11 protein-coding genes and 1 pseudogene are annotated in these 14,972 nt (G+C 54.1%); 4 read left to right on the top strand and 8 right to left on the bottom strand.

Annotation, left to right across the window (positions count from 1 at the left end; all coding sequences use genetic code 11):
• Positions 1-52: 52 nt before the first annotated feature.
• On the bottom strand, positions 53-3,208 hold the full coding sequence (locus IPG22_14110; protein ID MBK6589421.1) for a carboxypeptidase regulatory-like domain-containing protein: 3,156 nt from the start codon (positions 3,206-3,208) through the stop codon (positions 53-55).
• Between the two features lie 394 nt (positions 3,209-3,602).
• Between IPG22_14110 and IPG22_14115 the strand changes: the two genes are divergently transcribed.
• Positions 3,603-4,412, top strand: a complete 810-nt coding sequence (locus tag IPG22_14115; protein MBK6589422.1) for a 1-acyl-sn-glycerol-3-phosphate acyltransferase — start codon at positions 3,603-3,605, stop codon at positions 4,410-4,412.
• A gap of 47 nt (positions 4,413-4,459) precedes the next feature.
• Positions 4,460-6,118, top strand: coding sequence for an MFS transporter (locus IPG22_14120; protein ID MBK6589423.1), 1,659 nt, complete (start codon positions 4,460-4,462; stop codon positions 6,116-6,118).
• Here the strand turns inward: IPG22_14120 and IPG22_14125 are convergent, their stop codons facing one another.
• Positions 6,119-7,768, bottom strand: coding sequence for a trypsin-like peptidase domain-containing protein (locus IPG22_14125; protein ID MBK6589424.1), 1,650 nt, complete (start codon positions 7,766-7,768; stop codon positions 6,119-6,121).
• A 92-nt stretch (positions 7,769-7,860) separates the two neighbouring features.
• On the opposite strand from IPG22_14125, the gene IPG22_14130 reads away from it, so the two are divergent.
• Both IPG22_14130 and IPG22_14135 read left to right on the top strand, forming a co-directional pair.
• Entirely contained in the window at positions 7,861-8,259 is a 399-nt protein-coding gene (locus IPG22_14130) for a (2Fe-2S) ferredoxin domain-containing protein (protein ID MBK6589425.1), read from the top strand.
• Positions 8,260-8,279: 20 nt separating this feature from the next.
• Entirely contained in the window at positions 8,280-8,609 is a 330-nt protein-coding gene (locus tag IPG22_14135; GenBank protein ID MBK6589426.1) for a hypothetical protein, read from the top strand.
• A 17-nt stretch (positions 8,610-8,626) separates the two neighbouring features.
• On the opposite strand, the gene IPG22_14140 is transcribed toward IPG22_14135, so the two are convergent.
• The 6 genes and pseudogenes from IPG22_14140 to IPG22_14165 form a co-directional block, all read right to left on the bottom strand.
• Positions 8,627-10,027: an NAD(P)(+) transhydrogenase (Re/Si-specific) subunit beta gene (locus IPG22_14140; GenBank protein MBK6589427.1), complete on the bottom strand. Its 1,401-nt coding sequence runs from the start codon at positions 10,025-10,027 to the stop codon at positions 8,627-8,629.
• Positions 10,024-11,672, bottom strand: a pseudogene (locus tag IPG22_14145) (Re/Si-specific NAD(P)(+) transhydrogenase subunit alpha). Before IPG22_14145 ends, IPG22_14140 begins: the two are co-directional and overlap by 4 nt.
• A 125-nt stretch (positions 11,673-11,797) precedes the next feature.
• Complete coding sequence (locus tag IPG22_14150; GenBank protein ID MBK6589428.1) at positions 11,798-12,271, bottom strand: hypothetical protein; 474 nt, start codon at positions 12,269-12,271, stop codon at positions 11,798-11,800.
• A 132-nt stretch (positions 12,272-12,403) separates the two neighbouring features.
• Positions 12,404-13,480 carry a methyltransferase domain-containing protein gene (locus tag IPG22_14155; protein MBK6589429.1) on the bottom strand — a complete coding sequence of 359 codons (1,077 nt, stop codon included), beginning with the start codon at positions 13,478-13,480 and terminating at the stop codon, positions 12,404-12,406.
• 141 nt (positions 13,481-13,621) lie between these two features.
• Positions 13,622-14,062 carry a Rieske (2Fe-2S) protein gene (locus tag IPG22_14160; protein ID MBK6589430.1) on the bottom strand — a complete coding sequence of 147 codons (441 nt, stop codon included), beginning with the start codon at positions 14,060-14,062 and terminating at the stop codon, positions 13,622-13,624.
• A 69-nt stretch (positions 14,063-14,131) separates the two neighbouring features.
• Positions 14,132-14,725 (bottom strand): TVP38/TMEM64 family protein, encoded by a 594-nt coding sequence (locus IPG22_14165; protein ID MBK6589431.1) that lies wholly within the window; start codon positions 14,723-14,725, stop codon positions 14,132-14,134.
• Between the last annotated feature and the right edge of the window lie 247 nt (positions 14,726-14,972).

Below are 14,972 nucleotides of genomic sequence, written 5' to 3' on the forward strand. Positions count from 1 at the left end.
AGAGGCTGACCGGAGAATTCCGGCCAGCCTCTTTTTTTCATCGCTTATTCAGCTATTCTAACCCAATGAAATCGAGGTCTGACAGCGTGTCGACCACCTGAACGACACGCGGACTGAACCTGTATCGTTTGGCAGATGGGGCGATCACGTAGGACTGTCCGCTCTCAACATCAACAAACTGGAAGAAACCGAACGATCCCGTTGTGACCGTGCGTCTCGTTCCGTCAGGGCTGATTATGGTCACAGTAGCGTTTCTCACGCCGCGGCCATCAGGCGTCAGGACCCGACCGGAAACGATAACGCCCGCGGCAGTTGATCCGATCTGCACGTTGCCCGCCTGATAGGTCGTTGGCAGCAACGCTCCGAGAGCATTTGAAACACTTTGCGACGTTGGTACGCTGCCAAATGTTACCGGGGTCAGGCCAATCGGTGCGTTTGCTGCCACATTGTACCTGATCGTGATCATCTGTCGCGTTCCCGCGGCGTAAGTGTTTGTTGAATCAACGAGGATACCAACGCGGCCATTGGCAGCGTCATTTAGGTTCGTTCCCAAATTGGTTCCCGCCGGCACACCGGTTCCGAGCGTCACGACCGGATTGCTCAGGATCGCCGGATTGGTCAATACCGAGAAACTGGCTGATGACTCGTCACCGAGAGCAAGTAATTCGAACGACACCGTCACCTGCTGTCCGGGCTGCGTTGCAACATTGACTGCACGGATAGTCCTCGTTCCCGGCGTTGGTGTCGGAGCAGGCGTTGGCGTCGGCGTTGCAGCCGGCGTCGGCGTCGGTGTAGCGACAGGAGTTGGAGTAGGTGTAGCAACCGGCGTTGGGGTCGGCGTTGCAACCGGCGTCGGCGTCGGCGTCGGAACTCCCGGAATGTTCACTGTGAATGTTCCGATAACGCCTCCAGGCACGAAGTTACCACTAATGTCGGCAACCTGGTTGTTTCGCATAGTGATGGTGTAAGTACCGTTGTCTCCCGCATCCCAGCTTCCGCCTGGAGGTATCAATGAATACGTCGCGACGCGAGGCGTGCCATTGGAATTAATATTTACGGATATGAACACTGGCGTAGCCCCAAAAAGATTCGGTCCCGAAACGTCCATGTCGGATCCGTCCAGGGTGCTGATATTGATGCCCGTGTCGTCGGTGTAGGTATTGGTTATCGTGTGTCCGGTTGCACCCGCTGTCGTAACGTTGGTTGTAACCGATGAAACGCTGGGTGGAGTCCCGGCACCTGCAATCACCTGGAAGTTCGTATCGTTGATGTCGAAAAATATCTTTCCGACACCTTCGACCTTGATTCGTGCTGACGTGGTCGGCGTGTTCGGGATCGTGACGCTCTCCGAACCGTCATTAGCCGTGCTTGCACTCAAGACGGTCGGGAATGTCTGGCCGCCATCAGTCGAGAATGAGATCTTTACATTTGCCGCGCTTACCGGGGCATTAGTTGTTCCATTCACATCCCAGGTTACGGTTTGGGTGGATCCTCCGGTGTAAATCGCAGCGGTTGACTGTGACGTGACCTGGAATGGGCCGCTGTTGCCCTCAACAACGACCGTTGCTGTTGCCGTGTTAATACCACCGCCATTTGGCCGGTTATCGCGAGCGATGACCTGAAATAACATAGTACGGCCGATCTGCGGCAAGAGTTCGCCCGTCAACAAGCTTGCGCCGAAGGTCGCCGGAGGTATATTTGCGTTGTTGAGAACGTAGGCAAGAGATGGAAACGTTCGAGCCGGGTTTGTAGTCGGAAGAAACGGCCTAAAGATCGGCATTGCACCGCCGGCGTCGGTATTAGGCACCGCCGAGGTCGCGGCTCCGAGATCATATTCCTGCCAATCGTAGGTGATCGTGTCGCCATTAACATCGCTTCCCGCCGCTGTAAGCGTGAAGGGAGTCTGTTTTGGTATGTCGAAAGTTGGACCGCCAACGACCGAAACTGTGGGCGGCGTATTTCCGGTCGCGGTCGATGCTGCGCACGTGTTGCCGTTACCGGTTTGACTGTATGCGATGATCTCTTCGAGGCTCTTGACGTGGAACGTGTCGATACTATTCAGAGCAAGATTCTGGTTTCCGCAAATTCCGGCGTACGCCATGATGGTGATGCCGCTGCCGGGTTCGTAAGCAGCAGAGCCTGCCCGATTTCCACCAGAACAACTGCCGACGCTTCCGTTAAAAGTATGATTTCCGCCCCATTGATGTCCGATCTCGTGAGCGACGTAATCGATCGCGAAGGCATCGCCGATGGGGTTTGTCAGGCCGGTCACGCCGCGGGCTTTGCTGCCTCCGCACGGGCCGTTGAGCGTCGCAACGCCGCCGCCGCCGGTGCTGAAAACGTGGCCGATGTCGTAGTTGGCCGTAAGGATAACGGCATTAAGGGTGGTCGTATTTTGGCCCAGCATCGTGCTGCCACTGTTATTCGTGTATGGGTCATTTGCCGCTGTACACGCTGAACCTCCGGTGCCGACCGGGCAATTCATATTGTCGCCTGCATAAACGATCTGGTCGTTGTTCGCGATCATGACCATTCGGATGGCAACGTCCCGCTCATAAACGCCGTTGACGCGGTTCATGATAAGCACCTGAGCGGCAAGTGTACCGGCTATTGTGTTGCCGCCGACCGCTACTGCGTATTCGTTGGTTGCCGCGAGGGCTAGACGGTATACACGAAGCTGCCCGCCTGAAGTGACATCCGGTCGCTGGCCATCAACAATTTCCTGTGTTTTGAGCAGATCGGCATTAAGAAGTGAATCCAGGGTCGCCTCGCCAACCTCGCAATTAAAATCGTTCAGGCGATGCAGGTCGTTCTTTCTATAGGTTACGTAATTTTCGGTATCGCCTTTTGCGTAAGGGTCGATGAGAACGGTTCCCTCCGCGGACAAGATGATGGCGTGGAAACCGTTCGGCAGGAAATCGAATCGAGCCGTTGCTGTCGGGTCGTCAATACCTCGGGCTACATAGGTTGCTCCCAGTTCAGGATATTTTTCCGAGGAGTCCGGGCTCCACCAACCAAGGAGTGTTCGAAGCTGAATCGGGCAAGCTTGCCATCCGGCATCGGAAGCTCGATGGTGCGTTCCTCCGCCGATCGAGAGAATTCTTCCGGAGCCGAAGCCAAGGCTTTTGTAATTCTTCTTTATTGAGCCGAAATGTCCGGTAGTTTTCCGGTGTTCGGGTCCGTTCTGCGGGCCGACGGCTAAGTTCACTGTCATCGATCGCCGTCCAGATGTCTCCCATAGCCGGAGCCGCCGAAATAGCGACCGCAGACGACACGAGCATAAGAAAGGCAAGTGCTGTTGTTATTGTCCTAAAAAATGACATTCTTAAAAATTCTCCTAAAAATAAAATACTTGACTAACCGACAAATGGGTCGAGCGATATGCTCCGTAGTTGAGTTGACTATCTCATTTTATGAAAAATGTTCATGCCTGTCCATAATTTTCAGCCTAGTACGCAAAGTACTATCACTCGTCGTAGTTCGAAGTAGATCAGCCCTCGTTGGCAACGCTCTAAAATGCTAGACTATCTGCTTGTTTATGGAGCCAAGATCGCTGGAAAAGATCCCAACAGACCGCATTAGAACTGGCTGCTGAGGCACTTGTGCCTGAGCCGGCCGAAATTGCAGTTCTTGACGGCAGCGAACGGATAGGCTTTCGTCTGGCTCACCGTATGAACCTTGGCGTTTGGAAACGCCTGATGACGTTTTGCCAACGCCATATCGGATCGCTGTGGATCTTGATCGCGACCTACAATTTGATGAACGTTTTCGGCATCGAGAATGTTGAAAATGCTGCGGTCGATAAACCATTGGTGCTGGTCGCCAATCACCGCTCCTTCTTCGATATGTACACGGTGTCGAGCGTGATATTTCGCCGTACAAAGCGTCCGGTCACTCTGTTCTTCCCGGTACGCGCGAAGTTTTTTTATGACAGTCCGGTTGGCTGGTTCGTTAATTTTGTGATGGGCTGGTTCTCGATGTATCCGCCGTTCTTTCGCGAAGACAGGGAAGTGAAAAAGCGTGAATTCGACAAATATTCCATGCGTCGGCTCATCCAGCTTTGCAGCCAAGGCCGCGGCCACATGATCGGTTTTCACCCGGAAGGCAGGCGCAATCTCGAGGGCGGGCCGTATGACATGCTGCCAGCACAGCCCGGGATCGGGAAGGTTATTTATTCGGCACATCCGCAGGTAATACCTGTCTTTATAGCCGGTCTCGGGAATGATCTTCCAAAACAGATCCTCGGGAACTGGACCGGCGGCGAGAAAGTTCGCATCTGGTTCGGGGAGCAGGTGGATCTGACCCCGTTTTACGAGAAGGGCGACCGCCTGCGAACTCATAAGGAGATCTCCGATTTTCTTATGACGAAGATAGCCGAGCTTGGCGAAATGGATCGCGAAAAGTTCGCTTGAATACATAACTTCGTTTGATCCTGTGTTCGAATATTTACAATAGGCAAGTGGAAGCAACCTCAGAAACTATAAACCAGCAAGGGGAACGGCCGACTCTGGAAATGTCCAATGGCCGTCGTTGGGCCGTAACTATAGGCGTCATGACCGGCATGGCGATCGCAGCTCTCGAGGCCACAGTTGTAGGAACGGCGATGCCGACGGTGATCGCTTCGCTCGGCGGGATCAATCATTACAGCTGGGTATTTTCGGCATATCTGGTAACTTCGACGGTCACCGTTCCCGTGTGGGGAAAGCTCTCTGACCTTTACGGCCGCGGGCTTCTGTATCAGATCGGGATCGGTGTCTTTCTGCTTGGAACTTTGCTCTCGGGAATGGCAGGGTCAATGACGCAGTTGATCGTCTTTCGCGCCATTCAGGGCCTTGGAGCGGGAGCTCTCGTGCCGCTCGGTATGACGATCATAGGCGATACGTTTACGCTGAAAGAACGTGCCAAGATGCAGGCATATTTTAGCGGCGTCTGGGGTTTGTCCAGCGTGATCGGGCCGATAATCGGAGGCTTTATTACCGATCAGCTCTCTTGGCGTTGGGTATTTTTTGTCAATTTGCCCATAGGCGTCGCAGCGGCGATAATCATCGGTTTTGCTCTCAAAGAGCCTAAGAAAACTCAAAAACCAGTTGTCGATTATGCAGGGGCCGCTTCGCTGATGCTCGCAATAAGCCTGCTGATGCTGGCGATGGTCGAGGGCGGGAATTCGATGCAGTCGCTATTCGCACCCGGAAATTTGGTGCTGTTTGCAGGTGGTGGGCTGTTGCTGGTCTTGTTTGGCTGGGCAGAGAAGCGGGCGAAAGATCCGATAATTCCTTTTCATTTGTTCCGCGACAGGACGGTCGCTGTTTCGGTCGCCTGCGGGTTTTTGGCCGGGATCGCGATGTTCGGGGCGATCTCATTCATCCCGCTTTTCGCCCAGGGAGCACTGGGAATGACGGCAACCAAAGCTGGGTCGTTGCTGACGCCCCTTATGCTTAGCTGGGTATCGATGTCGATTATCGGCGGACGTCTGCTTTTAAAAGTTGGTTATCGAGCGATAACCATCTCTGGTTTTGTTGTGATGACGTCGGGGTTTGTTTTTCTGGCAACATTTGGCCGCCAGACGCCCGTTTACTTTCTGTACATCGATCTGATCCTCATCGGGTGCGGGCTTGGCATGACCATGCTGACGCTGCTGATCGCGGTTCAGCAGGCGGTCGAACGCCACCAACTTGGTAGCGTTACGTCACTAAACCAGTTTTCAAGAGCGATCGGCGGTGCATTTGGAGTGGCGATCATGGGGGCGGTGTTGACCGCGGGCTTGAGTAACCAGTTAATGAGATCAGCCGCGAGCGGGGACGGCGTTCTTACAGTAGAACAAGCGGCCGCGTTTGCATCGAATCCGAATGCTCTCATCGAACCGGCTGCCAGAGCAAGCATTCCGGCTGCGACGCTGGACGTTTTACAGGAGGCGATGGCGGCCGCGGTTCGGCCGGTTTTCTGGGTCGGGGTAGGCGTATGCCTTATGGCCCTGATAGTTTCATTCGCACTTCCGAAGCGGCGCCATGGAATCGATGATCCGAAGGCGGACGATGATTGCGGGGAAACAATGCTAATGGCGGAGCAGACGACGATCAATGCCAGAAATCAACCCGTCGCGAGCGACAAGATCGATTAATTATTGAGGTTTAGTTTGCGGAGCCGAGTTGGAATTGCCCGGGCTCGCTGCGATCTGCGAATCCTGGTCAGCGGCTTTCTGCATCTCTTCCGGCGATCTCCATCCGGCCTTTCTCAGAAGTTCGAGGGCAAACCGAACTGGTACAGCCATGTTTGCGGCTGTATTTTCGGTGAAAACTCCGAAGTTTACCCCGATAACCTTGCCTGATTGACCGAACAGCGGAGCTCCTGAGCCGCCCTCGGCGGTTTTCGCATCGTGAACGATACGCCGGGCGTCCAGGTCCGTGATAGCACCTTGCGTGAGAAGTGGAACGATCTTCTGAGACTGGGCGAGGAAATTGATCAGATTTTGGCGCGAATTGCCGAAGCGCTGGTTGATAGACTTCGCTTCATCGTCATCGACCATCGCGAGCAGACGATCCGGTCCGCTCGGATAGCCCATAGTTACAACGGTTTTCCCAACGGTCGCCGAATCGGTATCAACATCAAGCGGGATCGTCGGTATCTCCGAGGGAAGCATCGCCGGATCGATCGTGGCGATCGCCACATCTTCGCGTCCACCAAGTTGGCGGATCTTTAAAGCAAAGGGCTGAGCGAAGTTCGGGAAGTAAATAACAAGACGTTTCAGACGAGCTCGGCCATTTGCGGCTTGTATCATCTGCTGAACCTGGTCATCTTCCTCCCATGGCTGTACGACGTGGCGATTGGTCACGATATAGCCGCCGCCGACATGAAATCCGGTGCCGATAAAATCGTATTCGACCGTCGAGCCGTTGCCCTCGGTCGTCAAACCGACCTGCGGCGGCATCATCGGTCGGCTGGGATCTTCCGTCTGGGTCTCATACGGATTAGGCCGGAACGCCTGTGGATCAGCGTAACGAAGCACTTTGCCGCTCTTTTTATCGACGAGGTCATAGACACCGACGATCAGACAAATAGCGTTGCCGTATTCCACCCGCAGATTCGGGGCGAGCGAAACGGTTTTAATGAGCTTTTTGTTTGTCTCGTCGAGTTCCTCGATCTGGTTGGTCGTCTGACCGAGTTTTTCCTCGAGTTTGGTAATTATTGCGCTTTGCTGTTCCGATTGTTTTCGGCTCTCGCGAAGCTCACTGTTTACGGCGAAACCGATGTACAGGATCCCGGTAATAAAGCCAAGGATGAGAACGAAACTGATAAGTTTCGTCGTCCATGAAATCTCGCGGAACAGCTCGCGAACGAATTCGCGAAGGAAGTTCTTGGCGTCGTCGCGTTTGACCGACGCAGCCGATTCGAGCGCCGCGTCCTCGATGAACCGAGAAATATGCGGCTGATCGCGATTAGTAGTTATGAGCGAGGATTTCGTCTCGAGCGAAAAGAACGCGAACGAAATTCCCGCGTCCGGTATCTCGATCAGGTCGCCGTCGGTTATCGCGATGTAGCGGCGGATCGGATTTTGGTTGATCCTGAGCGAGAGGGAATCCTCAAATTCGACGATACGATAAACGCCCTCGGCATTTTCGAGATCGAACCACGGCCTCTCCTCGCCTGTCTGCGGTGCATGGATCTGGAGGTCACAGGTCTCATCCGAACCGATCCGAATTCGTTCCTGAGAGAAGAATTCGGTCCGTTTTTCGGTGCCGACTGTGATGTGGATGATAATGCCGATCGCCATCGTGATAGAACGTGTTTCGTTGATGAAATTCTAACATAAAGAGAACGCAAGCCTATGTAATAATTGCGTCCGCGTGGCAAAATAAAACTCATATGGCCAAGCCCAAATTCATCTCCGATCGCGACGAACTGGAAAAGCTCGCCCCGATGCTCAAGGCTCCGATCAAACGCCAGGTCTTCGTCTGCACCGGAAAATCCTGCAACGCCGTCGGGGCCCAGGACGTCAGGGACGAGTTCCAACGCATCCTCGAAGAAAAAGGCATCCGCCAAGGCAAAGAATCCAAAGGCCGCAACCCAATGGGCTCTATATTGCTCACAGAATGCGGCTCCATCGGCTTCTGCACCGTCGGAACCGCCGTCATGGTCTATCCGGACGGGACTTTATACGGGCAAGTTCAGGCGGAAGATGTAGCGGAGATCGTGGAGAAGCATATTGAGGGTGGCGAGGTTGTGGAGAGGTTGGCGTTGATGCAGCTAGAAGGCCACTTCTAGGTTTGAGAGGTCTCGATTGTATGGTTACAGAAAAGATTGAGAAAAGACTATTAGCCTGGTTTATCAAGAAAATCAAATATTCATGCACCTTGATTCCGAAGGTGTTGATTTACTTGTCAAGGAGCTGGAATACATCAAGACAAAATTGGCCGAAAATGATTGTCCGCATTCCCACCTATTTTCGTCAGAGTGGGGCGGTTGGGAACTTAGACCAAGAGGCCGGGCGGGGGGCGAAAGGGGGCCCCCGCCTCTCCCCCAAAATATTGGGGGGGAGAGAAGGAGGGGCGGATAAACATGGGTTTGGCCGCACCAAAGAAAAGAAAAAAAACTCGATAACGCCCACTTCGTAAGGAGGGGAGCGAGGAAACTATCCCCTCATTACACCTAATATCTCATCCACCACCTTCTTAGCATCACCAAACAGCATCAGCGTGTTGTCTTTGTAGAATAGCGGATTATCCACGCCGGCGTAGCCGCTGGCCATTCCGCGTTTCATGACGATGCAGTGGCGTGATTCCCAGACGTGGAGGACGGGCATACCGGCGATGGGTGAGCCGGGATCGTCCATGGCTGAGGGGTTGACGATGTCGTTGGCTCCGATGACCCAGGCGACGTCGGTCGAGGGGAAATCATCGTTGACCTCATCCATTTCGAAGACGATGTCGTACGGGATGTTTGCCTCGGCGAGCAGAACGTTCATGTGGCCGGGCAGGCGGCCGGCGACCGGGTGAATGGCGAATTTTACGTCAACGCCTTTTTCTTTGAGGATCTTGCAAACCTCAGCCAGCGAATGCTGTGCCTGTGCGACCGCGAGGCCGTAGCCGGGAATGATAATGACTTTCTTTGCGTCGAGCAGGAGTTCCGTCGCACCGGCCGCGTCGACCGAATGGACCTCGCCCGCCGGCACCGCGGCCGAACTCGAACTCGAGCTGCTGTCGGTTCCAAAACCGCCGAGCATCACGCTCACAAATGAGCGGTTCATGCCCTGACACATGATATAGCTGAGGATCGCTCCGCTTGAGCCGACCAGTGCACCGGTGATAATGAGCAGGTCGTTGCCGAGCATAAAGCCCGCTGCCGCCGCCGCCCAGCCTGAGTAGCTGTTCAGCATCGACACGACAACCGGCATGTCAGCTCCGCCGATCGCCATGATGAAATGAACGCCGAGGATTCCCGTAAGTACGGTCGCGATCAGGAGCGGCCATTGTCCGGACGCCGTATCAGGCGACATCAGAAAAGCAACTCCGAGTCCGACCGTGGCGATGAGCATGATCAGATTGATCACATGGCGCCCGGGAAGCATGAACGGTTTTCCGCCGATTGTTCCGCGAAGCTTGAGGAATGCGATTACCGAACCGGTAAATGTGACCGAACCGATAATGACGCCGAGGAAAATTTCGACCAGATGCAGCGTGTTCTCGCCTGACGACATCGCCTTATGCGGCCCGAGATAAGTCGCAAACCCGACCAATACGGCTGCGAGACCGACAAAGCTATGCAGCATCGCCACCAACTCAGGCATCGAGGTCATCTGCACCCGCGCGGCGAGTATCGCTCCAATAACGAGGCCGGGAATGAGAGCACCTGCGAGAACGGCATAATTTCCGTCCTTCATCGCGAATACGGTGGCGACCAGGGCGATCAGCATTCCGAGGATGCCGTAAAGATTTCCGCGCCGGGCAGTCGACTGTTGCGACAACCCGCCCAGGCTCAAAATAAACAACGCACTCGCGGCGATGTAAGCGACTGTGATTAGGCTTTGATTCATTTTCTAAACATCGCCAACATGCGATTAGTTACCAGGAATCCGCCCGCGATATTGATCGCGGCGACAAGTACGGCAATGGCTCCGAGTATCGTAGTTACGCTGAGATCGGTTCCGATCAGCTGGAGCATGCCGCCTACTAAAATGATGCCGCTAATAGCGTTGGTGACGCTCATGAGCGGAGTGTGAAGAGCCGGTTTGACGCTCCAGACGACCTGAAAGCCGACGAAACACGCGAGAATGAACACCGTCAGATGGCTGAGCGTATCGCCCCCGGCCGCTTTGATCTCGGACGGGACCAGGTAGCCGATGCCAAATAGCACGATGCCGGCAACTGCAAGGACCCACGGATTTATGCCATCGCTTTCGCCGTGTCCGTGTCCCTTTGAGGCGGCCTTGGCGACGGCGACGCTGGCAGAACTTTTTGTCGGAACTCCAGGCTCAGGCGGTGCAGCCGGAGTCGGCGGTGCCGGCGGCGGCCACATCATCTTGCCTTGGTTCAGGACGATGGCTCCGCGGACCACTTCGTCTTCGAGATTGACGTGGATCTTGGTTTCAGCCTCGGCTGTCTCAGCCGCAACCGCTCCTGGTTCTGCCACAGGCTCCTTCGCCAGATCGGTGAGCAACGCGACGATGCACGCACCGTAAAGCTGTGACGACATCGACGCCATTCTTGACGGCAGATCGGTGTAGCCGATGATCGAGACGCCTTTGTGTTTGACGACGGTTCCGGGTTCGGTGAGGACGCAGTTGCCGCCTTGTTCGGCGGCGAGATCGACGATGACCGAGCCGGGCTTCATCGATTCGACCATGCCCTGCGTGATCAGTTTTGGAGCCGGTTTGCCAGGGATCAAAGCCGTTGTGACGATGATATCGACCTGCATTGCCTGAGCAGCGAACAGTGCCATCTCGGCTTTGAGAAAGTCGTCCGACATCTGCTTGGCGTAACCGCCTTTGCCTTCGCCTTCTTCCTTGACGTCGAGTTCGAGGAATTCCGCTCCCATCGAGGCGACCTGATCTTTAGTTGCCGAACGCGGGTCAAACGCACGAACGATCGCCCCTAAACCCTTCGCAGCACCGATCGCCGAAAGCCCGGCGACACCGGCACCGATGATCAGAACCTTTGCGGGATCGATCTTGCCGGCGGCTGTGATCTGGCCAGTAAAGAAACGCGGGAAATGATTCGCGGCCTCGATGATCGCACGGTATCCGGCGATGTTTGCCATTGCCGAGAGCGTGTCCATCTTCTGAGCACGCGTGATACGCGGAACGCAGTCCATGCCGAACACCGTAGCCTTGCGTTTCGCCAGGCGGTCGAGCATTTCCTTGTTTTGGGCGGGCCAAATAAAACCGACCAACGTTGCCCCTTCGTTCAAAAGGTCGGCTTCGTGGACGCCCAGTTCCTTGTTCTCCTCAGGCGGCCGAACCTTCATTATCACGTCGGAGGCTGCCCAAAGCTCTTTGGTGCCCTCGATCACGGTCGCACCGGCCTCGCGGTATTCGCTGTCGATCGCAGTTGATACCGTGGCCGGCGTGGATTCGACAACGACGTCAAAGCCCAGCTTTTTAGTTTCAGAATGGTTTGCGGGGTCGCGGCAACGCGCTTTTCACCCGGATGTATTTCTTTCGGAATACCGATCGTTGTCATAAATTATCTCGCCAATGAAAGGGCCAAAGGATGCGGCTTTTAGGAATTCTAAGCGATAAGCACTCCTGTGACAAACCGCCGTGAACCCCTAGGCAGTTAAAACTCTGCGATAACCGTTTTGCTCGCTACATCTTTTGGATGGCGATGCTGACGACAGCATCGCTGCCCGGTGAACGGTTATATGAGATCCAGAAGCCCGATTTCGGATAGCGGACCATCTTGAAGATCCCGCCTTCGGCATTCGGTGCGACGTCTTCGCCAAAAATATCAGTCGGTGTCGGTGCTAGTTTTAGGTCGCCGGAATAGGTGATCATTATAGCGGTCACTACCTGGCTTGCGTCATAGTAAAACTGCACGGATTCCGTTTCCGACATCACAAACAGATCCATTGTGTCGGATTTTTCTTTTGGGCCGCCGAGCTTACCGCGAACGTCCGCGGCGGACACTCCGATGAGCAGTCCCTTGTATCCCGTGTACGAACTTTTATCCGGTGTCGGCGATGTTTGCGGAATGACCGGACTTGCGAATGCGGCCTGAACGGCGAGAACTAAAAATATCAATGAAAGAAAGATACCCACTGTTTTTATTCTTGTGTACATACTTCCTCCTCCTAGATGTTCAGCGCGTAGAAAAGCGCCGACCCATTTTGGGCAACGGCGGTGATATTTCGAGATACGGCCTGAACATGAACTAATTTTCTGTCAGTTCCAGGTCAGTTTGAGTGATACGTGTCACACTTTCGCCTCATAAATGCGATTAAATGGTGTTTCGGACACCCGCTCGAACGAACCGAACCCGGCAGACTCTGCAACCTCGCGTAATGCGTCCTCGCTGGCCACCGCTCCGAGTGCCGGGCCGCCGAGCGCAAGAGAATTCGCCGTACAGCAGAGAGTCGAAGCTCCCGAGAAAGTTCGGCCGACGATATTGAAGTTTTCTTCGACAGTGTTACCTGCCATAGGTTCGACGATCAGGCAGCTTCCGCCGGCGGCGAGAGCCTGACGAGCTCTTTGTGCAGCCCCGTGCGGGTCGCCCATATCATGCAGGCAATCAAAGAAGCAGATCAGGTCGTAACCGTCGAGCGGGATCTCGCCCGCGTTAGAAACGGCAAAATGGACCCGGCCGGCGAGGGCTGCTGCTTCCGCCTTGGTACGGGCGGTTGCGATAGATGCCTGGTGATTGTCAAAGCCGAAGAATTGAGAGTTTGGGAACGCTTTTGCCATGATGATCGTTGACGCTCCGTGCCCGCATCCGACGTCCGCGACCTTTGCCCCGGCCTCGAGTTTTTCCTTAACGCCGGCAAGTGCCGGTATCCATTCACCGACAAGGTGAGCGGTATAACCCGGACGAAAGAACTTCTCAGTTCCAACAAAAAGGTCCGAATCATGCTCGCCCCACAAGATCCCGCCTCCATTCTCAAATGCCTCGGCGATGCGCGGCTGAGCGTTTAACATAGCCTTGATCACGTAAAAGCCGCCGCCGACATAAAATGGGCTTTCCTCGTCGGTCAAGGCGACCGCTTGTTCCGGCAGCATCGAGTATTTGCCCGTCTGCGGATCGTAATGAACGTATTCACCGCAAGCTTGATTTATCAGCCATTCCCGGACGTAGCGTTCGGTCGTGTTCGTCTTTGCCGCGAGCTCCGCAGGCGTTAGCCCGTCAGAATCGGCGAGAGCTTTATAAAGCCCGAGTTTGTGGCCGATGTAACCGAGGATGGTGCTCAGGCTCGCGCCAAAATCACCGACCACCTTTCCCATAAAGGCATGCATTTTGTCTTCATTTATCTCTGTTGATCGAATTGTTTCCGTCATAGATCCCTCCTGATCGATGTACGTGAGAGAGCCAAGTATTTGTGGTAAAAACGATGCGCGGGATTATATATCCAAAAACAAAACCCGCGCAATCAAAAAATGATCACGCGGGCATGATTAAAAATTGTGAAGCCGATCGTTCTAGCTGGTCTTTACCGTAACTGAGGCTGCTGTTCCCGATGCCTTGAAGGCCGGAAGCGGGTCGTTTGCCGGGCCGCCTGTACGGGCACCGCTTGCGACATCGAATGTCGAACCATGATTCGGGCAAGCGAACTGCTTCTTCGCAGCGTCGTACTCGATCGTCGTGCCCTTGTGCGTGCACTTGGCTGAGTAGGCGACGAATGTTGTTTCGCCCGTGCGAACGATAATGATCTTGCCTGCCGGAGATGCAACAACGGTCGAACCGCCAACCTTGTTCAGCGGGCTTTTTTCGTCGATCGACACGACGAGATCTTCAACCGTGTTACCGAGTAGTTTTCCTGCTCCCGACACAGTCAGTGCCAAACCACCGGCCATAAAGGCAGCCTTGACCAAAAATTCCCGGCGACTCGAACAATCTATAACTTCATTACAATCTTTCAATTTGTTAATTCCTCCGCTTCTTCGATGCATAAAAATACTGACGCGTTCTAAAATACGATAATTTTTATTTTATCGCACGAATTCTAGTAATGATCCGCCGAAATAAATATAGCAAACACATAGAATTAGCTCGCCAACGAAAACGGCGGCGATGAACTCCCAGTAATTCATTTTCGTCGAGCCCGCGAGATAGCAGACCAGATCGGTTGGGATGAGCGGGAAGAACGCCCATCCCGCGACGAACAGGAAGCCGAGCGGATGTTCCAGCTTCGCCTTTATCTTGTGGCTTAGTTCAGGCTTGTGTCCCTCGAAATATTCGCTGAAACCGAGATATTCCGAAAAGAAATAGATCATGGTCGACGAAAGCATTATCCCTGTCATTGAAACGAGCAGCACGGCGAAAGGCTGTTCAGGAAACAAAAGAGTGCCCGCGATCACAAGCGGCGTCGATGGCAGCAGCGTTATCCCGCGAAGAGCGGAGAAGGCAAGATAGATCAACCAGATAGAGCCGCTGAATCGCCTTAGAAATTCCGCAATATTTTCCGCCGTGAACCTGGAGGGATCGGCAAGATATGTGCCGATACATGCCAAAACGATCGTCGCCCAGATGACGAGGATTATCGTTCTGACGATAGAGGTTGTTTTAGAGATCCGTGTTTTCAACGTGATATGTTCTCACAAAGGACCTTGGTTCACGAGGAAAAACCGCGGAAGCGAAACTTGCGAAATGGGACCCACGATGGGAGCTAGATGGTGATGCAGCCCGATCGGTGACGCCCTTTATAAACGACAAATGTCGTTTGGCAAAAAGATCTATCTCCCAAAAAAGGTTTGACCAATCATCAAAATAACTCTACCAATCGGGTAGTTTTCGATCGACAAAAGGAGGAAATCATTCGACCAAGCAGAC

This window comes from Acidobacteriota bacterium (genome assembly GCA_016703965.1).
GTDB lineage: Bacteria > Acidobacteriota > Blastocatellia > Pyrinomonadales > Pyrinomonadaceae > OLB17.